A 23,200-nucleotide genomic window follows, 5' to 3' on the forward strand; every position below is an offset into this window, starting at 1 on the left:
TCCTCCCCGCCCGGCCTCAGGCCGCCGCGGGCGCGATGCCCGTGATGTCGGCGCTCAGGATCAGCGATTCGATGTCGAGCAGGATCAGCATGCGCTCGCCGACGGTGGCGATGCCGGAGATGAAGCGGGTATCGATGATGCCGCCGAACTCCGGCGTCGGCCGGATCTGCTCGGCCTCGACCTGCACCACGTCGGAAACGCCGTCGACCACGGCGGCGATCACCTTGCCCTTGAGGTTGAGCACGATCATCACCGTGAACTCGTCGTAGGCCGCCTCGCCGAGCCGGAACTTCAGGCGCAGGTCCACCACCGGCACGATCACGCCGCGCAGGTTGATCACGCCCTTGATGTAGTCGGGCGCCTCGGGCACCCGGGTCACGGTGTCGTAACCGCGGATCTCCTGCACCGAGAGGATGTCGACGCCGTACTCCTCGTGCCCCAGCTTGAAGGCGAGGAACTCGTGGCTCGGGGCATTGCTGGTCGTGGTGCTCATGGTCGGGGTCCTTCGAGGAAGATCGGTGAGGCTCAGTCCACCAGGGCCGGCGGCCGCGCTGCCGCGTCGTCCCGCAGCACGAAACGGGCGGTGAGCCCGGCGAGCGCCGCGGCCTGGTCGGCCATGGCCTTGGCGGCGGCGGTGGCCTCCTCCACCAGGGCGGCGTTCTGCTGGGTGGCGGAGTCCATCTGGGTGATGGTCTGGCTGACCTGGGAAATGCCGGCAGCCTGTTCGGCCGAGGCTTCGGCGATCAGCTGCATCAGGCCATTGACCTTGCGGATCGCCGCCTCGGTGTCCTGCATGGTGCGGCCGGCGGCATCCACCACCTGCGCCCCCTCGTCGACACGCCGGTTGGACTGCTGGATCAGGGCCTTGATCTCGCGCGCCGAGGCCGCCGAGCGCTGGGCCAGGGCCCGTACCTCGCTCGCCACCACGGCAAAGCCGCGGCCCTGCTCGCCGGCGCGCGCCGCCTCCACCGCGGCATTGAGGGCGAGGATGTTGGTCTGGAAGGCGATGCCGTCGATGGTGGTGATGATGCTCTCGATCTGCCGCGCGCCCTCGGCAATGCCCTGCATCGAGGCGATCACCTGCTGGATCTCCTCGGCGCCGCGGCCGGCCACGTCGGCGGCCTGCGCCGCCACCTCGCGGCCGGTGCGGGCCGAGTCGGCGTTCTCGCGCACGCTGGCGGTGAGCTCCTCCACCGAGGCGGCGGTCTCCTCGAGGTTGGCCGCCTGCTGCTCGGTGCGCGCCGAGAGATCGGCATTGCCTGCCGCGATCTCGTCGGAGGCGGTATGGATCTGCTCGACCGCGACCTTGATCTGCGAGAGCACCTCCTCCAGCGCGTCGGCGGTGGCATTGGCATCGTCGCGCATCTGCGCGAACACGCCGTGCAGCGGGGCATTGGAGCGCACCGTGAGGTCGCCGGCGGCCAGCGCCGCCAGCACCCGCTGCACCTCGGCCACGCCGGTGGCGGTGGCATCGAGCAGGCGGTTGAGCGCCGTGCCGAGCTGGAGGAAGAAGCCCTGCTTGCCGGCAAGCGCGATGCGGCCATCGAGCCGGCCTTCCGAGGCGGCGCTCACCAGGGCGTTCACCTCCTGCTCGGTGCGCACCTCCTCGGTGCGGTCGGTCCAGTTGGCCACCAGGCCGGCCAGCCGGCCCTGCTCGTCGCGCAGGGCCGCCAGCGCCAGCTGCACGTGGTGGGGGCCGAAGCGCAGCTCGGCCACCCGCACCGCCGCATCGCCGGCGCTAGCCACGGCCTCGGCCTCGGGGTGGAGCCGGTACAGCGACTGACCTTCGGGCGCCAGGGGATCGAAGCCCGGAACACCGGCCTGGATGGCCGCGGCCATCTCACGCAGCGAACGCCGCGCCGCCTCGTTGGCATAGACCAGGGTGCCGCCGGCATCGGCGATCATCACCCCGGCGGCGGCACCATCGAGGGCGCGGCGCACCCGCAGGTTGATGGCCGCCACCCGGCGCTCCTCCTCGATCCGCGCCCCGAGGTCGCGCTGCATCTTGCGCAGGGCATTCGCCACCTGGCCCACCTCGTCCTCGCCGCTACCGGCGATCGGGTGGTCGAGCCGACCCTGAGCCAGAGCCGAGACATCCACCACCGTCTGCGCCAGCGGCCGCCGCACCAGGCGCACCAGGATGAAGCGCACGGCGAAGGCCAGGGCCAGGGCCGAGAGGAAGCCGATCAACAGCACCCGGTTGCGCACCTCGCGCACTCCGGCCAGCACCACCGCCTCGGGCGCCGAGACCATCAGCACCGCCGGCGGGCCCGTGTCTTGGCCGATACGGAAGGGGACGAAGACCTGCAGGGCAAGACCACCGGCCGCGGCATCTTCCTGCCGCGAGAAGAACACCTCTCCGCGGCCGGCGGCCGCGAGGATGGCCTCGCGCTCGGGATGGGCGAGTGCCTTGGTGATGTGATCGGTCTCCGGCCCAGCCAGCAGATTGCCGCCCTGGGAAACCAGCCGGATCACGCCGCTGCCATAAGGCCGGTTGGCGGCCAGGCGCTGCTGGATGGCGGTGAGCGAGACATCGGCGCCGGCCACGCCGATGAACCGGCCCTCACGCTTCACCGGCAGGCCGAGGCTGGTCATCAACACCTCCACCCCGTCCACCGGGTAGAGGTAGGGCTCGACCATCACCTCGCCGTCGCGGTCGCGCGGCGCGGTGTAGTACTCGGCTACCAGCACATCTTCGCCGTCGTTGGCGGGCTGCAGGCGCGCCACACCGTCGCTGCCGCGAGCAAAGTAGATGCTGATGCGACCCTTCGCGTCGGCATACCCGCCCTCGCGGCTGTCGAGGAACTCCCGGTCGCGGCCATCGAAGCCGTCGGGCGCCATCTCGAACCAATAGCCCAGGGCCTCGGCATCGCGAGCGATGTTACGCTCGACGATCTGCCGCAGGCGCTCGCGCGAGGGGCGCGGCGCCGTGGCTTCGACCTCGGCAGCGGCGGCCATGCCGCGCACCTGGGCCAGGTGGTTTTCGAGGCTGCGGGCCACCGCTTCCGCCTCACGGTGGGCGAGGGACGCCAGCTCGCGCTGGGCCGAAGCCTCCTGGACACTGCCCACGCTGCGAGTGATGAGCCAGGCGGCGAGCGCGAAGGCCAGGACGGCAAGGGCACCGATGGCGAAGGTGGTGCGAGCGGCGATCGACTGGAGTTTCATACAGGGCTCCTTCACCCCGGGGGCGTCACAGGTTCAGGCGGCCTTGCCCAGACTGCGCCCGCGCACCAGGCCGGGCACGTCGATGATCAACGCCACCCGGCCATCGCCGAGGATGGTGGCGCCGGAAATGCCATTGATGCGGCGGTAGTTGGCCTCGAGGCTCTTCACCACCACCTGCTGTTGCCCGATCAGCTCGTCGACTTCGAGCGCGAGCTTCTGGCCGTCGCCCTCGACGATCACGGTGATCTCCGGGCGCTCGGCCCCGCCCATGCCGAAGTGCTGGCCGAGATGGACCATCGGCAGGTATTCGCCGCGCACCTTGAGCACCCGCCCCTCGCCGCTCACCGAGCGCACGTTCTCGGGCAGGGGCTTCATCGATTCGATGACGTAGCCGAGCGGCAGTACGAATACCTCCTCACCCACCTTCACGGTCATGCCGTCGAGGATGGCGAGGGTGAGCGGCAGCTTGATGGTGACCTTCGTGCCCTTGCCCGGCGCGCTGTCCAGCACCACCTCGCCGCCCAGGCTCTGGATGTTCTTGCGCACCACGTCCATGCCCACGCCGCGGCCCGAGAGGTCGGTGACCTGGTCGGCAGTGGAGAAGCCGGGGGCGAAGATCAGGTTGAAGACCTCGGCATCACTGGGGTTGTCGGGCACCGGGATGCCTTTCTCGCGGGCTTTGGCGAGGATCTTGTCGCGGTTCAGGCCCTTTCCGTCGTCGCTGACCTCGATGACGATGTTGCCACCCTGGTGCGAGGCCGCAAGAACGATGGTGCCGGTGGGGTCCTTGCCGGCCCTGATGCGGTCCTCGGTGGTCTCGAGGCCATGGTCGATGGCGTTGCGCACCAGGTGCACCATCGGATCGCTGATCTTCTCGATCAGGCCCTTGTCGAGCTCGGTGGTCTCGCCGAAGGTCTTCAGCTGCACCTGCTTGCCGAGGCGGCTGGCGAGATCGCGCACCAGGCGCGGGAAGCGCCGGAACACCGCATCCACCGGCAGCATGCGCACGCTGATGACGGCTTCTTGCAGGTCACGGGTATTGCGCTCGAGCGTCTCCAGCCCGGCCATCAGGCGCTCGGCGAGCGGCCCTTCGATGCCGCTGCCCACCTGCTTCAGCATGGCCTGGGTGATGACCAGCTCGCCCACCAGGTTGATCAGCATGTCGACCTTGCTGGCCTGCACGCGGATCGAGGCATCCTCGCCCCCGCCGGCCGCCGCTCCCGTCGCCGCAGGCGGCGCGCCGGCGCCCGGCACTGCGGCGAGCGCGGGGGGCGGCGCGGAAGCTGGGGCAGGCACCGGTTCGGCTGCTGCCGGGGCGCTCGTCGGTGCCGGCGCGGCTTCCAACGGAGCCGCCGCGGCACCATCACCATTGATCGAGAGCTCGCACTCGTCCTCGACCCAGGAAAAGGCATCGCGGATCGCCGCCTCGCTGGCCGAGCCCGGCAAGGTGAGCGTCCACTTGAGATAGCTGGTGCTGGGATCCAGGGCCTCGAAATCCGGCAGGCCCGAGGCATCGCACTCGACCTTCATCTCGCCCAGTTCGGCCAGCTCGCGCAGGATGCGCAGCGGGTCGTTACCGCTCAGGTACATCGAGGGCTTGGGCGCGAAGGCGATGACGAAGCGGTCTGGCGCCTTCGGCTTGGGCGCCGCCGGCGCACTGCCCGCGCCGGCGGCCACGGCGATGGTGGCCTTGCCGGTGAGCACGGCATTGAGCCGGGCGACGATGCCGGCACCGTCGTCGACCGGGGGCACGCCGGCCTCGGCCGCGGCGAGCAGGCCGCGCAACACGTCCACCGAGGCCAGCATGGCGTCCATGGCATCGGTGGTGAGCGGGCGCTTGCCGGCGCGCAGCTCGTCGAGCAGGGTCTCGAGCACATGGGTGAGCTCGGCGACCTTGGTGAAACCGAAGGTCGCCGAACCGCCCTTGATCGAATGGGCGGCGCGGAACACCGAGTTGATGGTGTCGGCGCTGCCGCGCCCGGCCTCGAGGTCGAGCAGGCCGGTCTCCATGGCCTCCAGGCCTTCGCGGCTCTCCTCGAAGAAGGTGGCGTGGAATCGCTTGAGGTCGTTGCTCATCGGAAACCCCGGGGTGCCAACCGCGAATGTGTGGGGGCGCCGGCGCGCAGCCGGCCGCCCTGTCAGCCGAGCACTTTCTTGACCGTGGCGACGAGCTGGTCCGGATTGAAGGGCTTGACCAGCCAGCCGGTAGCGCCGGCCGCCTTGCCTTCCGCCTTCTTGTCGGCGCCGGCCTCGGTGGTGAGCATCAAGAGCGGCGTGAACTTGTAGTCCGGCAGCTCGCGCAGGTGCTTGATCAGGGTGATGCCGTCCATGTTCGGCATGTTCACGTCGGTGACCACCGCATTGAATTTGGCGTTCTTGGCCTTGTCGAGCGCGACCACGCCGTCCTCGGCCTCGGTGACGGTGAACCCGGCGCCCGTGAGGGTGAAGGCGACCATTTGCCGCATCGAAGCCGAGTCGTCGACGACCAGGATGTGCGCAGTCATGGGGGAATCCTCGATGGATGACGTGGGATTACGGTTGAGAAGGCGCGAGACCCAGTTCGGCGGCGATGCCGAGCTGCACGGCGGCATCGCGCAGGCCGTCGGCGCAGGGCTCGAGGCGGGTGGCGCGGCCCGCCGCGCGGCGGCTGCGGAAGAAGGCGGCGAGCACCTGCAGCGAGGCGCTGTGCACGCGGCTGGCGGCCGGGGCGGCGAGCACCACCTCGTCGGCATCCCCGAGGTGCGGGGCCAGGCGGGCCTTGAGGTCGGCGGCGGCCTCGATGCCCCATTCGGGACTGAGCTCGACGTTCGGCATGTGCTCCCCTCCGCGTGCAAGTACGCCCGGCTGCCAGCCGGCCAGCAGGCCGGTGGAGACGGCGTGAGTTTCAGCCTAACAGCCCCACCGCGTCGAGGAGTATCACAGGTTGTGAATTCAAGCGGGTGACCCCGCTCAACATCGCGCTTTCCGGGGCTGCCAGAGTGTGTTCCGCCGGCTCGATGTCGGCGTCGGCGATGGCATGCACGTCCAGCACCGCCGTGACCTTCAACGCCAGGCACTCGCCATTCTGCTCCAGCACCACGTAGCGCGTCTGTGGCGTGTCCTGCACTTCCTCGAGCCCGAGCCAGAGCCCGAGGTCGAGCACCGGCACCACCACCCCGCGCAGGTTCATCACCCCGAGGATGGCCGGGCTGGTGTCGCGCATGGGCAGCACCGGCACCGGCAGCAGCACCTCCTGCACCTTCAGGAGTTCGACCGCGTAGTCCTGCTGGTGCACGTGCAGGCGCAGCCAGCGCGAGCTGCGGCGGCTGGCGCGGCGCTCCTGGCCACGCCAGGCCCCTTCGTCCGCGGGCTCCGGATCGCCCGCGTCCCCGGCCCGTCGCCCGCCCTCGGACTGGCCGGCACGGGCAGCGGCCACGGCGACCGCCGCCGCGGCAGCGAGCGGCGAGGCCGGCGCCGGGGCGGGCGAGGACGCCCCCGGCGGCTTGTCGCCGTGCAGGGCATCCAGCAGGGCCTCGAACTCGTCCTCAGTGATCTCGTCCGGGTTCGCCGGCGCGGCCGGAGCAGCCGATGGCGCCGTCGCCGCCACCGGGGCGGGCGAGGACGCCCCCGGCGGCTTGTCGCCGTGCAGGGCATCCAGCAGGGCCTCGAACTCGTCCTCGGTGATCTCGTCCGGGTTCGCCGGCGCGGCCGGCACGGGGGCGGCGGGCGGTTTCGGCGTGGCCACGGAGGGCTCCTGCACGGGGGCGGGCGGGGAATCGGGCGCGGAGGGGCCGGCGGCCGGAGCCCCGGCGGCCGGCGCCGCCGGCCCGGAGGCCGCCCCCAGCAGCTGGGCGAGATAGTCGTCGACGAGTCCGCCGCTCATGCCGGCAGTCCCTCGGGTTGCGGGGCCTCGCGCAGCAGCCAGGCCAGGGCCCGCTGGTAGGCATCGTAGCCCCGGCTCTGCAGCACCTCGGCCGGCAGTTCGGCACGGGCGAGCTCGGCAGCATCGCGCAGCCGGGTATCGAGCGGCACTGCCTGCACCCAGGTGCGCTCCGGCTGCGCCTCTCGCAGACGGTCGAGGGTTTCGGTACAAGCGCGGGTGCGGCGGTCGAACAGGGTGGGCAGGATGCGCGCCGGCAGGGCGCGCTTGCGCGAGCGCTCGACCATCTGCGCGGTGCGCAGCATGCCCTCCATGCCATGTAGCGCCAGCGGCTCGGTCTGGGTGGGGATGACGAGCTGGTCGGCGGCGGCCAGGGCATTGACCATCAGCAGGCCCAGGGTGGGCGGGCAGTCGAGCAGGGCGTAGTCGTAGTCGGCGGCCGCGGCAGCGAGTCCCTGGCCCAGGGCGAGGCCGAGGCCGGGCGCGGTGGCGCTGCGCCGCTCCAGCGTGGCCATGCCGGCCTGGGCCGGCAGCAGCCGGAGGCCGGCGATGGGCGTGAGCCGCGAGACCTCGGCCACCGCCTTCGGCGGCTGCTCGAACAGGTCGAGGGTGCCCGCCGGTGGCGGCTCGCCGGGAATGCCAAAGGCGCGGGTGAGCGAGGCATGCGGGTCGAGATCGGCGAGCAGCACGCGCTGGCCACGGGAAGCCAGCAGCCGGCCGAGCAGCAGCGTGGTGGTGGTCTTGCCCACCCCACCTTTCTGGTTGGCGATCGCCCACACCTGCATCAGTCGTCCTCGGGAAGTACACGGGGCACCGAAACCGGCGCGGGCGGTCGCGCGGCCTCGGTGGCGGGAACGGTTTCGGCCGCCGCCCCGGATTGAACGGCCGACGCGGCGGAAACTTGACTGGCGCGCACTGCCTCGCGGCCGGTGCTGGCGAGGATCACCAGCACCACGCGGCGGTTGGCGGCCCGCCCATCGGGCGTGGCATTGCTGGCCGCCGGGCGCTTCTCACCATAGCCGATCGCGGCCAGGCGCCGCGGGTCGACGCCGCGGCTCTCCAGCAGGCGCACCACGCTGGCGGCGCGGGCGGTACTGAGCTCCCAGTTCGAGGGATAGAGCGCGCTGGCGATCGGCTGGTCGTCGGTATGGCCCTCCACACGGACCTCGTTCGGCAGCTCGCGCAGCACGCCGGAGAGCTGCTCGATGGCCTCGCGGGCTCCGGCCGAGAGTGCCGCCGAGCCGCTGGCGAACAGCACGTCGGAACGGATGTTCACCTCCACCCACAGGCCCTCGCGGGTCACGGTGACCTGGTCGGAGAGGATCATCGGGCCCAGCACGCGCTCGACCTGGCGCTGGATGGCATCGAGCTGCGCCCCGGCCTGCTCGGATTCCTCCTGCAATCGCTTCAGCTCGATCGGGCTGATGAGGGCATCGGCGCGCAGGCGCTCGGCGAGATTGATCATCTCCTCCTGCACGCCCTGCCCCGGCGGCGCCGGGGCGAGCTGGCTGGCGCGCACCGGATCGCCGACCTGGATCGGGGCGATGCGCCGCGCCTGGCCGTCGAAGGCGGCGCTGATCGACTCCGAGGCCACGCGGTACTTGCCTTCGTTGAGGGTAGAGATGGCGTACATCACCACGAAGAAGGCCAGCAGCAGGGTGATGAGGTCGCCGTAGGGAATGGCCCAGGCCTCGTGATTGACGTGTTCCTCGTGGCGGCCGTGGCGGGCCATGGCAGCGCCTCAGCCGTGCAGGAACCCGCCGAGGCGGAGTTCGATGTTGCGCGGATTCTCGCCATGGGCGATCGAGACCAGGCCTTCCAGCACCAGCTCGCGGTCGCCGGCGCGGCGGCGGATGATGGCCTTGAGCTTGCTGGCCGCCGGCAGGAACAGGCAGTTGGCCGAGGCGATGCCGTAGATGGTGGCGGTGAAGGCGGCGGCGATGCCGCTGCCGAGCTTGGAAGGATCGGCGAGGTTCTTCATCACCGACATCAGGCCGAGCACGGCGCCGACGATGCCGAGCGTGGGCGCGTACACGCCGGCGGCCTCGAAGACCTTGGCGGCCTGGGTGTCGGCATGCTCCTCGGCGGCGATCTCGATCTCCAGCATGTGCCGCAGGGTCTCCGGCTCCACGCCATCCACCAGCATCTGCAGGCCCTTGGCGATGAAGCGGTCGGACTGCCGCGCCACCTGCGACTCGAGGCCGAGCAGGCCCTGCTTGCGCGCGGTGCCGGCCCAGTCCACCACCTGGGCGATCAGCCGTTTGCGGTCGTCCGGCGGCGGCTGCACGATCCAGCGCGCCAGCTGCAGGGCGCGCTTGAAGGTGGGCAGGCCGCTCTGCAGCAGCACCGCGCCGGTGGTGCCGACGATGACGATCAGGAAAGCAGCGAAGTTCCACAGCGCCGACAGGCCCGCACCCTTGGCGAGGCTGCCGCCGACGATGGCGACGAGGGCGAGGACGAGGCCCGCGAGGCTGAGGATGTCCATGCCGCGCCGCCCCTTCAGGCCCGCCGCAGGCGGTCGCCGCTACGCATGCTGCGCAGGATGCCGTCCACGTCGAGGATCAGGGAGAGCGTGCCATCGCCGATCAGGGTGGCGCCGGCATAGCCGGGGATGCCGCGCACCCGCTTGGGCAGGGCCTTGATCACCACCTCCTCGCGGCCTCGCACCTGGTCGACGACCAGGCCGTAGCGGAAATCGCCGCTCTGCAGCACCACGATGACCTCGCCGTTGGCGCAGGGCTCGAGGCGCAGCCAGGCGCGCAGCCAGACGAGCGGTAGGGTGGTGGAACGCAGGTCGAGCACCGGCTGGCCATCGACGTAGTCGGGCTTCTGCTGCGGCATCGGCAGCACCTCGACCACACGCGAGAGCGGCAGGGCGTAGGTGGTACCAGAGACGCGCACCAGCAGGGTGGGAAGGATGGCCAGCGTGAGCGGCACACGGATGACGAAACGCGAGCCCTGGCCGAGCTCGGAGTGGATCTGGATCTGGCCGGAGAGCTCGCGGATCTTCGACTGCACCACGTCCATGCCGACGCCGCGGCCGGAGATGTCGGTCACCTCCTGCTTGGTCGAGAAGCCGGGCAGGAAGATCAGCTGGAAGCATTCCTCGGCGCCCAGCCGGGCCGCCGCCTCGGGGGTGAGCAGGCCCTTCTCCACCGCCTTGGCGCGTAGTCTCTCCGGGTCCATGCCGCCGCCGTCATCGCGGATCTCGATGGCGACGTTGTCGCCTTCCTGGCGCGCCGAGAGGAAGACCTGGCCGACCGGGTTCTTGCCGGCGGCGCGGCGCACCTCGGGCTTCTCGATGCCATGGTCGATGGCATTGCGCACGAGATGCACCAAGGGATCGGCGAGTGCCTCGACGAGATTGCGGTCGAGCTCGGTCTCGGCCCCCTCGAGCGTGAGCTCCACCTGCTTGTCGAGCTGGCGGGCGACGTCGCGGGCCATCTTCGGGAAACGCTGGAACACCCGGCTCACCGGCTGCATGCGGGTGCGCATCACCGAGCCCTGCAGGCGGGCGGTGGCATGGTCGAGGGCGGTCACCGCGCGGTGCAGGTCCTCGTCCTTGAAGCGGTCGCGCAGCACCTTGAGCCGGTTGCGCGCCAGCACCAGCTCGCCGGTGAGGTTGACGATGGCATCGAGGCGCTTGGTATCGACGCGCACGGTCTGCTCGGCCTCGCCGCCGGCCTTGGCCGGGGCCGCGGGCCTGGGTGCGGCAGACGCACCCGCCGCGGGCCTGGCGGCGGCCGGCTTGGCCGGCCGGGTGGCGGCCGAGCCCGAGGCCCAGGCCTTGATCGAGGCGATCAGCTCCGGCTCGGCGGGCGGCAGTTCCTGCCCGGCGGCGAGGGCGGCCATCTGCGCGGAGAGGGTGTCGAGGCAGCGCTGGGCGTAATCGAAGGCGTCGTCGTCGAGCAGGATCTTGCCGTCGCGGGCCTTGTCGAAGGCGTCCTCGAGGGCATGGCAGAGATCGACCATGGGGGTGAGGCCAAGGAAGCCGGCGCCGCCCTTGATGGTGTGGAAGCCGCGGAAGACCGCGTTCAGCAGGCCCTTGTCGTCGGCCGCCTGCTCGAGCTGCACCAGCTGCTCGCCGAGGCGCTCGAGGATCTCGCCGGCTTCGACGAGGAAATCGGCGGCGATGTCGGGCGAGACGGCAGCCATGGGCGCTCCTTCACAGGCCGAGGTCGGACAGCAGGTCGTCGGCGTCGCGCTGCGAGGCCGCCGGCCGGTCCAGCCCTGCAATACTCGGGCCAGTGCCGGCGAGCGGGTCTTCGTCCTTCTTCCGCGCGCCGCCCGGCGGCAGGCCCATGGCGCTGAGCTGGTCGTGCACCCCGCGCACGATGCCGGCCACCTTCTTGATGATCTGCCCGGTGAGGTCCTGGTAGCTCTGCGCCAGCGCCATCTCCGAGAGGTTCCCGCGCAGGGCCTTCAGCAGTTCCTCGTGGTCGGCGCTGGGCACCAGCAGGCGCTCCATCAGCCGCTGCGAGTCCTCGACGAGGTCGAGGGTGCGGTTGGCGGCCTGCTCGCTCATGGCCACGGCATGGTCGAGGCGGGCGCAGGCATCGGGCAGTTCGCCCACCGCCGCATCCACCGCCGGCAGCTCGCCGAGCGCCTCGCCGAGCTGCTGGCTCAAGCGCGCCAGGCCTTCCACCAGCGGCCCTTCCTGCCATTGCAGGATGGCATTGAGTTCGGCGCGCAGGCTGGCCTCGTCGGCCTGGCCGATGGCCTCCAGCGCCGCCCGCAGGTGGGCGGCGAGGTCGAGGTTGCGCGCCGTGTCGCTCATGCCGCTGCGCTGCCCAGGCGTTCGAAGATCTTGTCGATCTTTTCCTTGAGGGTGGCGGCGGTGAAGGGCTTGATGATGTAGCCGTTCACGCCGGCCTGCGCCGCTTCGATGATCTGCTCGCGCTTGGCCTCGGCGGTGACCATCAGCACCGGCAGGGTCTTCAGCTTCTCGTCGGCGCGGATCATCTTGAGAAGCTCGATGCCGGTCACGCCCGGCATGTTCCAGTCGGTGACGACGAAATCGAAACCGCCCTGCTTGAGCATGGTGAAGGCCACGCCGCCGTCCTCGGCCTCGGCCACGTTGGTGAGCCCGAGGTCGGCGAGCAGGTTCTTGACGATGCGGCGCATCGTCGAGAAATCGTCGACCACCAGGATGCGCATGTTCTTGTTCACTCGGAATCCTCGTGTTGCCGGATGCGGCGATTCTAGAAGCCCCTGGCCTCAGGCCTCCGTGTCCTTATCGGCAGAACCGAAGTCGCCTAAATGGGCACGCAGGCGCAGCATGGCCTGGCCGTGGATCTGGCAGACCCGGGACTCGGAGACGCCGAGCACGGCGCCGATCTCCTTGAGGTTCAGCTCCTGCTCGTAGTAGAGGGAGAGCACCAGCTGCTCGCGCTCGGGCAGGCGGCCGATGGCCTCGGCGAGATGGCGGCGGAACTCCTCGGCCACCACCTGGCGGTCCGGGGCGGCCGCGCTGTCGCAGGGCAGGTGGGCCTCGCCATGGTCCTCGAGGTGGGAATCGAGGCTCAGCACCTGGCCGGAGACGGCGTCCTCCAGCAGCCGGGCGTACTCCTCGGGGCTCAGGCCGAGGGCCTTCGCCACCTCGGCGCCGGTGGCGGCGCGCCCGGTGGCCTGTTCGATGCGGCGGATCGCCTCGGCGGCCTCGCGGCTCCTGCGGTGCACCGAGCGCGGGGTCCAGTCGCCCTTGCGGATCTCGTCGATCATGGCGCCGCGGATGCGGATCGAGGCATAGGTCTCGAAGCTGGCGCCCTGCTCGCTGTCGAAGTTGGAGGCGGCCTCGATCAGGCCCAGCATGCCGGCCTGCACGAGGTCGTCGATCTCGACGCTGGCGGGCAGCCGCGCCGCCAGATGGTGGGCGATGCGCCGCACCAGCTCCGTGTGCCGCTCCACCACCTCGAGGAGGGGGCCTCGCTGGACGGCTCGGTACTGGGCGGCGGGGGCGATCATGCGCGGGCACCTCCGGCCTCCAGCATACGCTCGAGGAAGAACTCCACGTGACCACGCGGCGTGGAGGTCCTGGCCCAGCGATGGACGCGGGTGGCGAGCTCGCGGAAGGCGGCGGCCGAGGGCGAGGCCGGGAAGGCCTCGACCACCGGTTTCTGGCGCTGCACGGCACGCCGCAGGTGCTCGTCCTGGGGGATGGCCCCGAGGTAGGCCAGCGAGGCCTCGGGCAGGAATTTCTCCACCACCCGGGCCAGCTTGTCGTAGAGCGCCCGGCCCTCGACCGGGCTGCGCACCAGGTTGGCCACCACGTGCACCCGGCGCAGGCCGCGCTCGCGGCACAGCACCTTCACCAAGGCATAGGCGTCGGTGATCGAGGCCGGCTCGTCGCAGACCACCACCAGCACCTCCTGCGCCGCCTGGCAGAAGGTGAGCACGGCGTCGTTGATGCCGGCGGCGGTGTCCACCACCAGGGTGTCGAGCGGGCCCTCGTAGGCCGAGACGGCCTGGACGATGCCGGCATGCTCGGCCGGGCTCATCTCGGCCATGTGCCGCTTGCCGGAGGCCGAGGGCACGATCTGCACCCCCCTCGGCCCCGGCAGCAGGATCTCGGCCAGCGCGGCGCGGCCGGCCACCACGTCGGCGAGGGTGAGCTTCGGGGTCAGGCCGAGCAGCACATCGACGTTGGCGAGGCCGAAATCGGCATCCAGCAGCATCACCCGCTCGCCCAGGGCGGCGAGCGCGGTGGCCAGGTTCACCGAGACATTGGTCTTGCCCACGCCGCCCTTGCCGGAGGCGACGGCCAGCACCCGCACCGGGCCGGCGGCCTCAGGCGGCATCGGCGCCCTCCACCTCCAGCGGCCGGTCGCCGGCGCGGCGCAGCTCCTCCAGCCGCAGCACGAGATGGCTGGGGTCGGCGGCGGCGATGTCCTCGGGCACCCGCTGGCCGTCGGTGGTCCAGGCCAGCGGCAGGCGGTGGCGGGCCAGCACCGAGAGCGCGGCGCCGAGCCGGCCGGTCTCGTCCAGCTTGGTCAGGATGGCCGCTTCCGGGGCGATGAAGCCGAAGCGGCGGACCACCTCGTCGAGGTCGGCGTTGTGGGCATTGGCGGGCATGACCAGCATCGTCCGCACCTTGCCGGCGTGACGCAACCAGTTGAGCTGGCCCACCAGGGCGCGGTCGCGCGGGCCGTGGCCGGCGGTGTCCACCAGCACCAGCGGGTAGGCGGAGAGCCGCCCGAGGGCGGCATGCAGGGCCTCCTCGCTGCCGGCCTCGACCACGGTCAGGCCGAACTCCCGGCCATAGGCATGCAGCTGCTCGCGGCCGCCCGGGCGCTGGGTGTCGGTGGTGATCAGGGCGACGTCGCGCGGGCCGTGCTGGGCGGCATAGCGGGCCGCCAGCTTGGCCACGGTGGTGGTCTTGCCGGCCCCGGTGGGGCCGACCAGGGCCACCACGCCCGGGGTGCGCAGGGGGTCGCGGGTGGCCACCGGGATCAGGTGGGCGAGCTGGCCCAGCATCAGCCCCCGGGCCCGGGCCGGTTCGGCATCCGCCGGGATCTTGGCGGCCACCTCGCGGGCCAGGGCGTCCTCGCAGCCGTAGCCGGCGAGGGCATCGAGGGCGAAGGCGCGGGCCGGACTGCCGCGCAGGCGCTCGCCGGCCATGCGCTGCATCTCGCGCTCGATCATGCCGCGCATCTCGGCGAGCTCGGCCCGCACCTCGCCCAGCGCCGGGTCCTCGTCCCAGGGCGAGATCCGCACCGGGCGCGGCCCGGCGGGACGGGCTTCGGGCGGCGGCGCCAGGTCCTCGGCCGCCCGGCTGGCGGCCGCGGCCCAGTCCTCGCTGCGCGGCCGGGGCGGCGGGCCGGGCTCGGGGTCCATGAAGCCGGCGCTGGGCCGGGGCCGCGGCACGGCCTCGGCGGCGCGGACGATGCGGTCCTTGGCCTCGGCGAGGAAGGTCGAGAAGTCGGCCCGGCGGCCGGCGGCGGCAGGCCTGGCCGGCGCGGGCGGCGGCGGCGCGGCGGCACGCAGGGCCTTGGCGAGTTCCCCCGGCAGGCCGACATCGGCCGCCGGCGCCTGGTCGAGGGCGGTGGCCGGGCGGGTGGGGATCAGCGATTTGAGGGCATCCTGGGCCAGCTGCTCGTCGTAGTCGGTGGCCGCCACCACCTCGATGCCGCCCGGTACCGACCGGTTCGAGAGGATGACCGCGTCGGCCCCCTGCTCCTCGCGGACCATGCGCAGCACCGTCCGCATGTCCGGGGCAACGAAGCGCTTGATCTTCATGGTGGTCTACTCCGGCGGCGGCGGCCGCGTATGGCTTCGGTGTACCTGAAGGCCTCAGCCGATCGAACCGACCAGCTTCAGCCGTTTGTCTTCCGGGATCTCGCCGTAGGCCAGCACCTGCAGCGAGGGGATGCCGTGCCGGAACATCCGCGAGAGCACCCCGCGCACGCCGCCCGGCACCAGCAGCACGGCGGGTTCGCCGCGGGCTTCCTGCCGCTGTACGCAGTCGGCGAGGCTCTCCTGCAGGCGCTCGGCCAGGCCCGGTTCGAGCGCGGCCGTGTTCCCGTTGACCGAGTCCTGCAAGATCCGTTCCAGCTGCGGGGCCAGGGTGTAGACCGGCAGCTCCGGGTTCATGCCATTGATCTCCTGCACGATGAAACGCCCCAGCGCGGTGCGCACCGCGGCGGTGAGCTGGGCCGGGTCCTGGGTGGCGGCGCCGTGCTCCAGCAGGGCCTCGGCGATCTGCCGGATCTGCCGGATCGGCACCTTCTCGGCCAACAGGTTCTGCAGCACCCGCGCCACCACCGCCAGCGGCAGGGTCTTGGGCGTGAGGTCCTCCACCAGCTTGGGCGCGGATTTCTTCAGGGTATCGAGCAGGGCCTGCACTTCCTCCAGGCCCAGAAGCTCGCTGGCGTGCTCGCGGATCAGATGCGAGAGATGGGTGGCGATCACCGTGGCCGGGTCTACCACCGTGTAGCCCAGCGATTCGGCCTGCGCCCGCTGCGCCGGCTGCACCCACACTGCCTCGAGGCCGAAGGCCGGGTCGCGGCCGGGGATGCCCTGCACCTCGCCGAACACCTGCCCCGGGTTCAGGGCCATCTCGCGGTCCGGGTGCACCTCGCCCACCGCCACCGGCACGCCATGCACCAGCACCCGGTACTGGTTCGGCGGCAGATCGAGGTTGTCGCGGATGTGCACCGCCGGCACCAGGAAGCCGAGGTCCTGGGTCTGCTTGCGGCGGATCGCCTTGATCCGCGCCATCAGGTCGCCGCCCTGCCCCTTGTCCACCAGCGGGATCAGGCGGAAACCCACCTCCAGGCCGAGCGCATCCACCGGCCGCACCTCGTCCCAGCTGAGCTCGGCCGGCGCACCCGGCGCCGGACCGGCCACCAGCTGCCGGGCGGCCTCCTCGGCCTGCCGCGCGGCCTCGGCGCGCTCGTGCTGGTGCATCCGCCAGGCCAGCCAGCCGAGGCCGGCGGCGAGGGTGAGGAAGGCGAGGTTCGGCATGCCCGGCACCAGGCCCACGAGGCCGATGATGCCGGCGGTGATGGCGAGCGGCTTGTACTGCCCGAACACCTGCCCGACCATGGCATTGCCCATGTCCTGCGAGCGCGACACCCGGGTGACGATGACCGCCACCGCGGTGGAGACCAGCAGGGCCGGCAGCTGCGCCACCAGGCCGTCGCCGATCGAGAGCAGGATGTAGGTTTGGGCCGCATCGGCCGCCGACAGGCCGTGCTGCAGGGTGCCGATGGCAAAACCGCCGAGGATGTTGATGAACAGGATGAGGATGCCAGCGATGGCGTCGCCGCGCACGAACTTGCCGGCGCCGTCCATCGAGCCGTAGAAGTCGGCCTCCTCGCGCACCTCCTCGCGCCGCGCCCTGGCCTCCTCGCGGGTGAGGATGCCGGCGTTGAGGTCGGCGTCGATCGCCATCTGCTTGCCGGGCAGGGCGTCCAGGGTGAAGCGCGCCGCCACTTCCGAGACGCGGGTGGCGCCCTTGGTGATGACGATGAAGTTGATGATGGTGAGGATGGCAAAGACGATGATGCCAACCGCATAGCTGCCGCCCACCACGAACTGGCCGAAGCTGGCGATCACCTGACCGGCGGCCTCGTGCCCCTGGTGGCCGTTGAGCAGCACCACGCGGGTGGAGGCCACGTTGAGCGCGAGACGCATCAGAGTGACCAACAGCAACACGGTGGGGAAGATCGAAAACTCCAGCGGCCGCCTGACATAGATCACCGCCAGCAACACCACCAGCGAGGCGGCGATGTTGAGGGTGAACAGGGCATCGAGGGCGATCGGCGGCAGGGGCACCACGATCATCGCCAGCAGGCCGAGCAGCACGATCGGCACCGCGGCGCCCTGCTGGATCAGTTGGCGGGTGCGGCTGAAGGAGGGACTCACGGCGGCCATCGGGCATCGTGTCCGGGCATGGGGTCGAGCCGGTCGTGCAAGATGCGTGCCGGGACGCGGGCCCATCGTGCGAGCCTGCCGGCTGCGCGGGGCATTCGCTTCTCCCTCGGTCGGGGCTGTCCTGCCCCGACTCGGGCGCTCGGCATCCCTGCCTCGCTGTCCGCGAACCGCCCCGCGCAGCGTCGCGGCTCGCCACAGCCTTGCAGGGAGCGCCGCGCCCGCGGGGATTGCGCCCCCGTGAGCGAGGCAGGACGCCGAGCGGCAGCGAATATGGAGCCGGACGCGGAATCTGAGCTGCACGGGGGCGCAAACCACGCGATGGCAGGCGCTCCCACCAAGAGCTCCCGCGCCCCGCTCAGCCCGGCCCCGGCGCCTCCAGGTCGCCGAAATCCGGCAGCGTCGGGTAGGGCCCGCGGCGCGGCGTCCATACCTTGAGCTGGTAGACGTAGCTCAGTACCTGCGCCACCGCCTGGTACAGGGCCACCGGAATCTCCCGGCCGAGTTCGCCCTGGGCATGCAGCACGCGGGCCAGCGGCGGGGCGGAGACGATGGCCACGCGGTGGGCCTCGGCCACCTTGCGGATGTTGAGCGCCACCTCGTCGATGCCCTTGGCCACCACCACCGGGGCGCGGTGGCGGTTGCCGTCGTATTTCAGCGCCACCGCGTAGTGGGTGGGGTTCACCACCACCACGTCGGCGGTAGGCACGGCCTCCATCATCCGGCGGTTGGCCACCTGCTGCTGCAGGCGGCGGATCTGCCCCTTCACCTCGGGGTTGCCGTCGGTCTCCTTCAGCTCCTCGCGCAGTTCCTGCCGGGTCATCTTCAGCCGGCGCTTCCAGTTCCAGAACTGGAAGGGCACGTCGGCGGCGGCCAGCAGGCCGAGGCCGAGGCCCATGGCCAGCAGCAGGCCGAGGATGAGGCCGAAGCCCTGGGCGGCGGCGGCGGCCACCGGCAGCTGCGAGAGCGCCAGCAGCCGGTCTTCGTAGAGCAGGAAATAGGCGGTGCCGATGCCGCCCAGCAGCAGCACGCGAAACAGGGATTTCACGAGCTCGCCGAGCGCCTGCATGCCGAAGAGCCGCTTCACTCCCTGCAGTGGCGAGAGCCGCTCCGGCTTCGGCGCCATCGCCTCGGCGCTGAAGCGCACCCCCAGCACCGCCGGCGCCACCAGGGCGAAGAGCAGGCACATGGCCATCAGCGGGGCGATGGCGAGCATGAGCTCGCCAAGCGAAAGCAGGCCACGGTCGACGAGGTCCTGGCCCATGCCCCGGCCCTCGCCGGCACGGGCCAGGCTGTTCTTCATCCAGGCCAGGGCATGGCCGGCCATCCAGTCGCCGAACAGCATCAGGCCGAGCACGGCGCCACTGAACACCGCGGCCGTGGCGAGTTCCGGCGAGCGCGGGTTGTCGCCTTTCCTGCGCGCATCCTCCAGCCGTTTCGGGGTCGGGAGTTCGGTTTTCTCCTGGCCGCTCTCGCTTTCCGCCATGGCGCTACCCCAGCAGTCCCAGGGCCTGCCCGAAGGCCTGTTCGAGGAGTTCGCGCACCGGCCCGAGCAACTGGCCGGTGAGGGTGCCGATGAGGATCAGGCCCACCAGCAGCGAGGCCGGCAGGCCGAGCTGGATCGGATTGAGCGAGGGCGCGGCGCGCGCCATCACGCCGAAGCTCAGGTTCACCACCAGCAGGGCCAGCACCACCGGCAGGGCGATCTGGATCGCCACCACGAACATCTGCTGGGCGAACTCGGGCACGGCGCGCAGGGCCTCGGCATCGGGCAGCCAGCCGGAGGAGAGCGGCACCGCGCGCCAGGAATCGGCCATCAGCTCCACCAGCATCAGATGCCCGTTGAGCGAGAGGAAGATCAGCGAGAAGCAGAGGTAGAACCACTGGCCCACCACGCCGGCGTTCACTCCGCGCATCGGGTCGGCCAGCACCGCGAAGGAAAGGCCCGAGCCCTGGGCGATGTACTCGCCGGCGAGCGCGCCGGCCTCGAAGGCGAGCCGCAGCACGAAGCCGATGGCCACGCCGATGAACAGTTCGCGCGCCACCACCAGCACGGTGAGCGGGTCGATGCCCGGCAGCGGCGGCGGCGGCCCGGCCAGCGGCGCCATGGCGAAGCCCAGCGCGATCGCCAGCATGGCCTTGACCCGGCGCGGCACCGAGCGCGTGCCGAACAACGGCGCCACCATCAGCATGCCGCCGAGGCGGATGCTGGCCCACAGCGTGGCGTTGACGACGGCCAGCATGGCCTCGCCGTCGAGCACGATGCCGGGGATGCCCTGCGCCGCCATGCCCGGGCTGCCGCGCTCAGCCGACGATCTGCGGGATGCGCTGGAACAGCGCGATGGTGTAGTCCACGAGCATGCCGATCAGCAGGCTGCCCATGGCCGCCAGGGCCACCACCATGGCGACGGCCTTGGCGACGAAAGCCACGGTGGGCTCGTTCACCTGGGTGGCGGCCTGCAGCAGGCCCACCACCACGCCCACCGCCAGCACGGCCACCAGCAGCGGCCCGCCCACCATCAGGGCCAGCTCCAGCCCGGCGCGCAGCTCGGTGATGGCGGTCTCCGGCGTCATCGCTAGCCCCCCATCGGGTTGAAGCTTCCGGCCAGGGTGCCCACCACCAGCACCCAGCCGTCCACCAGCACGAACAGCAGCACCTTGAACGGGGCCGAGATCAGCATGGGCGACATCATCATCATGCCCATCGACATCAGCACGCTGGCCACCACGAGGTCGATGATCACGAAGGGGATGAAGATCAGGAAACCGATCTCGAAGGCGGTCTTCAGCTCGGAGGTGATGAAGGAGGCCACCAGCACGCCGAAGGGCACGTCGGCCGGGCTGGCGAAGCCCTCGGTGTGCCCGGAGAGGTTGGCGAAGGTGATCAGGTCGTTCTCGCGCACCTGCGCCAGCATGAAGGCGCGGAAGGGTTCGGAGGTGGCGGTCCAGGCATCGGCGAAGCTCAGGGAGCCCTCGAGGTAAGGCGAAAGGCCCTGGGTCCAGGCCTGGTCCATCACCGGGGCCATCACCATCACGGTGAGGAAGAGGGCAAGCCCCACCAGCACCTGGTTGCTTGGCGTCTGGCCGGTGCCCATGGCCATGCGCAGCAGGGCCAGCACCACCATGATGCGGGTGAAGGCGGTGCAGGCCAGCAGCAGCGAGGGCAGCAGCGTGATCGCCGTCATGCCGAGCAGCACCGCCAGCGAGACGCTCACGTCCTCGCCCCCGACATTGGCGACCGTGAGGCTGGGCAGGCCGGTGGGCTGGGGACCGCCGGCCGCCGCGGCCAGCGAGGGCAGCAGGGCGAGCAGCAGGACCGGCAGGGAGGAGAGGAGACGGGAGGAGAGAGCGGGCACGACGGGCATCCGGCGGGGATGCCGGAGCCATGCAAGCGGCGTGCCTGGAAAGTGCCCCGGGCAGGGCTCAGGCCGAATCCCGTGCCCGCAGCCGGGCCAGGAGCTCGGCGAAGCCGGCCTGCGTGGGGGCATCGAGCAGGGGCTCGGGCAGGGTGTGCAGCAGGTTCACGCTGTGCTGGGTCACCCCCAGCAGCAGCTGCTGGCCGCCGCAGTCCACCAGCACCACGCGCTCGCGCGGGCCGATGGCGAGGCTCGCCACCACCCGCAGGCCGGGCAGGGGCCTGAGGCCGCCCCCGGGCAGGCGCCGCAGCGCCCAGGCAAGAAGCAGGATCAGGCCCACCACCAGGCCCAGGGCCAGCAGGGTGCCGCCGAGGCCGGCGCCCTGCGGCACGCCCTGCCCCACCTGCACGGCCCGGGCGGCGGCCGGCGCGGCACTGGCGGCGGCGAGCAGGAGAGCGTCCATCAGCGCAGGCGCTTGATGCGCTCGGAGGGGCTCACCACCTCGGTGAGGCGCACGCCGAAGCGGTCGTTCACCACCACCACCTCGCCCTGGGCCACCAGGGTGCCGTTGACGTAGACGTCGAGCGGCTCACCGGCGGCGCGCTCCAGCTCCACCACCGAGCCCTGGTTGAGCTGCAGCAGGTTGCGGATGGGGATGCGGGCGCGGCCCACCTCGAGGCTCAGGGTCACCTGCACGTCGAGGATCAGGTCGAGATTGACGTCGGCGCTGGCGGCCGGGGCGGCCTGTTCGGGGCCAGGGGCGAGATCACCCCACATGGCAAGATCGGCGGCGTCTTTTTCGGTGCTCATGGAGGGGTCCTTTCAGTTCGCCTTCGGCTTCGTCTGCGTGGGCGTGATGCGGTTGATCTTCACGGCATGCTTGCCGCCGTGCAGGCCGAACTGGCCTTCGAACAGGGGCAGGCCCTCCACCACCAGCGGCGTCTGTTTCGGTACGTCGATGGGCAGGATGTCGCCCACCTTCAGCGCCACGAGCTGGCGCACGCTGAGCCGGCGGGTGGCCAGCACCCCGGCCACGTCCAGCTCGACGAGGTTCAGGCCTTCGCGCAGCTGGATGGGGAAGTTCTCGTCCTTCTCCGAGCGGTCGGAGGCGATGCCGGCATCCAGGAGCTCGCGGATCGGCTCGAGCATGGCATAGGGCAGGGTGACGTGCATCTCGCCGCCGCCGCCCTCCAGCTCGACGTGGAACTTGCTCACCACCACGTATTCGCGCGGGCTGACGATGCTGGCGAAGTGCGGGTTCACCTCCGAGTTCGTGTACTCGAACTCGAACTGCATCACCGGCGACCAGGCCTCGGTAAGATCGATGAAGGCCTGCTTGAGCATGAGCTGGATCACGCGCATCTCGGTGGGCGTGAACTCGCGGCCCTCGATCTTGGCCGGAAAGCGCCCGGCGCCGCCAAAGAAGTTGTCGAGCACGGCGAAGACCAGGGTGGGCTCGAAGACGATCAGGCCGGTGCCGCGCAGCGGCTTCATCTTGATCAGGTTGAGGTTCGTCGGCACGTAGAGCGTGTGCAGGTAGTCGGCGAACTTCATCAGCTCGACGCCGCGCACCGAAAGATCGGCGGAGCGCCGCAGCAGGTTGAACAGGCCCACCCGCCACATGCGGGCGAAGCGCTCGTTCACCATCTCCAGCGTGGGCATGCGCCCACGCACGATGCGGTCCTGGGTGGCGAAATCGTAGGGCCTGGCCTCGCCGGCATCGACGCCGGTCTCGGCCTCGACCGCGCCCGAATCCACGCCATGCAGCAGGGCGTCGATCTCGTCCTGGGACAGCAGGTCGCTCATGGCCTCCGCCTCACTGGGTGACGAAGCTGGTGAACAGGAGGGCGCTCACCAGGTCCTTCTGCCGGGTCTCGCCCTCCAGCACGCGGTTGGCCTCGGCCAGCGCCCGGCCCTGCAGGGTGACCATCACGTCAGGCTGGGCCAGCTCCTCGGCGGTGGTCTGCCGCAGCATCACCAAAAGCGCGCTGCGGATCGCCGGCAGATGGGTTTCGATGGCCTTCTGCCCGGCCTCGCTGCGGGTGGCGAGCTGCACCTGTACCTGCAGGTAGCGGGCGCCGCCGCCGCTCAGGTTCACCACCAGCGGGTCCTTGACCTCGATGTAGCGGGTCTGGGCCTTCGGGTCGGGCGCGGCCTGGGCGGCCTCTTCGCCCCCGGCGGCCGGCGCCGGCGGCGCCTTGGGCATCAGGAAGAACATCAGGCCACCCACCAGCAGGGCCGAGCCCAGCGAGGCGCCGAGGATCGGCACCAGGGGCAGGCCGGGCTTGGCCTCGGCGGCGGGGGCAGCGGGAGCGGGCTTCTTGTCGGCCATGGACAGTCCTCGAGGCGTCGGCAGCGGGCGTGCAAGCGTCATGCCGGGGCTCCGTCCCGGACGCTGCCGGGAATCCGTCGCACCCGGCACGGACGGGCGGCCCGGGCTAGTAGGCGC

Annotated in this window: 24 protein-coding genes; all 24 read right to left on the reverse strand. The window is 71.2% G+C overall.

What is annotated here, in order from left to right; all coding sequences use genetic code 11:
* Positions 1-16: 16 nt before the first annotated feature.
* The 24 genes from G408_RS0109885 to G408_RS0110000 all read right to left on the reverse strand — a co-directional run bounded on the left by G408_RS0109885 (position 17) and on the right by G408_RS0110000 (position 23,083).
* The gene (locus tag G408_RS0109885) at positions 17-493 is read right to left on the reverse strand and encodes a chemotaxis protein CheW (protein WP_028770952.1); all 477 of its coding nucleotides are present in this window, start codon (positions 491-493) and stop codon (positions 17-19) included.
* A 32-nt stretch (positions 494-525) separates the two neighbouring features.
* Positions 526-3,165: a methyl-accepting chemotaxis protein gene (locus G408_RS14205; RefSeq protein ID WP_051282870.1), complete on the reverse strand. Its 2,640-nt coding sequence runs from the start codon at positions 3,163-3,165 to the stop codon at positions 526-528.
* Positions 3,166-3,198: 33 nt separating this feature from the next.
* Positions 3,199-5,241: a chemotaxis protein CheA gene (locus G408_RS0109895; RefSeq protein ID WP_028770953.1), complete on the reverse strand. Its 2,043-nt coding sequence runs from the start codon at positions 5,239-5,241 to the stop codon at positions 3,199-3,201.
* A gap of 62 nt (positions 5,242-5,303) precedes the next feature.
* Positions 5,304-5,669, reverse strand: coding sequence for a response regulator (locus G408_RS0109900; RefSeq protein ID WP_028770954.1), 366 nt, complete (start codon positions 5,667-5,669; stop codon positions 5,304-5,306).
* Positions 5,670-5,697: 28 nt separating this feature from the next.
* Positions 5,698-5,979 carry an STAS domain-containing protein gene (locus G408_RS0109905; protein WP_028770955.1) on the reverse strand — a complete coding sequence of 94 codons (282 nt, stop codon included), beginning with the start codon at positions 5,977-5,979 and terminating at the stop codon, positions 5,698-5,700.
* 70 nt (positions 5,980-6,049) lie between these two features.
* A complete protein-coding gene (locus G408_RS0109910; RefSeq protein WP_028770956.1) occupies positions 6,050-7,027 on the reverse strand; it encodes a chemotaxis protein CheW in 978 nt (325 codons plus the stop codon).
* Complete coding sequence (locus tag G408_RS0109915) at positions 7,024-7,809, reverse strand: ParA family protein (protein ID WP_028770957.1); 786 nt, start codon at positions 7,807-7,809, stop codon at positions 7,024-7,026. The genes G408_RS0109910 and G408_RS0109915 overlap by 4 nt, the downstream gene beginning before the upstream one ends.
* On the reverse strand, positions 7,809-8,756 hold the full coding sequence (gene motD, locus G408_RS14210) for a flagellar motor protein MotD (protein WP_037412914.1): 948 nt from the start codon (positions 8,754-8,756) through the stop codon (positions 7,809-7,811). The genes G408_RS0109915 and motD overlap by 1 nt, the downstream gene beginning before the upstream one ends.
* A 9-nt stretch (positions 8,757-8,765) precedes the next feature.
* Positions 8,766-9,509: a flagellar motor protein gene (locus G408_RS0109925; RefSeq protein ID WP_028770958.1), complete on the reverse strand. Its 744-nt coding sequence runs from the start codon at positions 9,507-9,509 to the stop codon at positions 8,766-8,768.
* Positions 9,510-9,523: 14 nt separating this feature from the next.
* Entirely contained in the window at positions 9,524-11,179 is a 1,656-nt protein-coding gene (locus G408_RS0109930; RefSeq protein ID WP_028770959.1) for a chemotaxis protein CheA, read from the reverse strand.
* Between the two features lie 10 nt (positions 11,180-11,189).
* Positions 11,190-11,801: a protein phosphatase CheZ gene (locus G408_RS0109935; protein WP_028770960.1), complete on the reverse strand. Its 612-nt coding sequence runs from the start codon at positions 11,799-11,801 to the stop codon at positions 11,190-11,192.
* Entirely contained in the window at positions 11,798-12,193 is a 396-nt protein-coding gene (gene cheY, locus G408_RS0109940; RefSeq protein ID WP_028770961.1) for a chemotaxis response regulator CheY, read from the reverse strand. The genes G408_RS0109935 and cheY overlap by 4 nt, the downstream gene beginning before the upstream one ends.
* A gap of 48 nt (positions 12,194-12,241) precedes the next feature.
* Positions 12,242-12,988 (reverse strand): RNA polymerase sigma factor FliA, encoded by a 747-nt coding sequence (locus G408_RS0109945; protein WP_028770962.1) that lies wholly within the window; start codon positions 12,986-12,988, stop codon positions 12,242-12,244.
* Positions 12,985-13,821 carry a MinD/ParA family protein gene (locus tag G408_RS14215; protein WP_037412915.1) on the reverse strand — a complete coding sequence of 279 codons (837 nt, stop codon included), beginning with the start codon at positions 13,819-13,821 and terminating at the stop codon, positions 12,985-12,987. The genes G408_RS0109945 and G408_RS14215 overlap by 4 nt, the downstream gene beginning before the upstream one ends.
* Positions 13,811-15,259, reverse strand: coding sequence for a flagellar biosynthesis GTPase FlhF (gene flhF / locus G408_RS0109955; protein WP_037412916.1), 1,449 nt, complete (start codon positions 15,257-15,259; stop codon positions 13,811-13,813). Before flhF ends, G408_RS14215 begins: the two co-directional genes overlap by 11 nt.
* 54 nt (positions 15,260-15,313) lie before the next feature.
* Positions 15,314-17,308 carry a flagellar biosynthesis protein FlhA gene (gene flhA / locus G408_RS0109960; protein ID WP_245584308.1) on the reverse strand — a complete coding sequence of 665 codons (1,995 nt, stop codon included), beginning with the start codon at positions 17,306-17,308 and terminating at the stop codon, positions 15,314-15,316.
* A gap of 445 nt (positions 17,309-17,753) precedes the next feature.
* A complete protein-coding gene (flhB, locus tag G408_RS0109965; protein ID WP_028770965.1) occupies positions 17,754-18,881 on the reverse strand; it encodes a flagellar biosynthesis protein FlhB in 1,128 nt (375 codons plus the stop codon).
* 4 nt (positions 18,882-18,885) lie between these two features.
* On the reverse strand, positions 18,886-19,683 hold the full coding sequence (gene fliR / locus G408_RS0109970) for a flagellar biosynthetic protein FliR (RefSeq protein ID WP_037412919.1): 798 nt from the start codon (positions 19,681-19,683) through the stop codon (positions 18,886-18,888).
* A 16-nt stretch (positions 19,684-19,699) separates the two neighbouring features.
* Positions 19,700-19,969, reverse strand: coding sequence for a flagellar biosynthetic protein FliQ (locus G408_RS0109975; RefSeq protein ID WP_028770967.1), 270 nt, complete (start codon positions 19,967-19,969; stop codon positions 19,700-19,702).
* A gap of 2 nt (positions 19,970-19,971) precedes the next feature.
* Positions 19,972-20,760 carry a flagellar type III secretion system pore protein FliP gene (gene fliP / locus G408_RS0109980; protein WP_028770968.1) on the reverse strand — a complete coding sequence of 263 codons (789 nt, stop codon included), beginning with the start codon at positions 20,758-20,760 and terminating at the stop codon, positions 19,972-19,974.
* Between the two features lie 58 nt (positions 20,761-20,818).
* Positions 20,819-21,214, reverse strand: a complete 396-nt coding sequence (gene fliO, locus G408_RS0109985) for a flagellar biosynthetic protein FliO (protein WP_028770969.1) — start codon at positions 21,212-21,214, stop codon at positions 20,819-20,821.
* The gene (gene fliN / locus G408_RS0109990) at positions 21,214-21,528 is read right to left on the reverse strand and encodes a flagellar motor switch protein FliN (protein ID WP_051282916.1); all 315 of its coding nucleotides are present in this window, start codon (positions 21,526-21,528) and stop codon (positions 21,214-21,216) included. The genes fliO and fliN overlap by 1 nt, the downstream gene beginning before the upstream one ends.
* 45 nt (positions 21,529-21,573) lie before the next feature.
* Positions 21,574-22,557, reverse strand: coding sequence for a flagellar motor switch protein FliM (gene fliM, locus G408_RS0109995; RefSeq protein WP_028770971.1), 984 nt, complete (start codon positions 22,555-22,557; stop codon positions 21,574-21,576).
* A gap of 10 nt (positions 22,558-22,567) precedes the next feature.
* Positions 22,568-23,083, reverse strand: coding sequence for a flagellar basal body-associated FliL family protein (locus tag G408_RS0110000; RefSeq protein ID WP_037412920.1), 516 nt, complete (start codon positions 23,081-23,083; stop codon positions 22,568-22,570).
* Positions 23,084-23,200: the final 117 nt, after the last annotated feature.

Origin of the sequence: Silanimonas lenta DSM 16282, from assembly GCF_000429065.1 — a bacterium.
In the GTDB taxonomy this organism is placed as follows: Bacteria; Pseudomonadota; Gammaproteobacteria; order Xanthomonadales; family Xanthomonadaceae; genus Silanimonas; species Silanimonas lenta.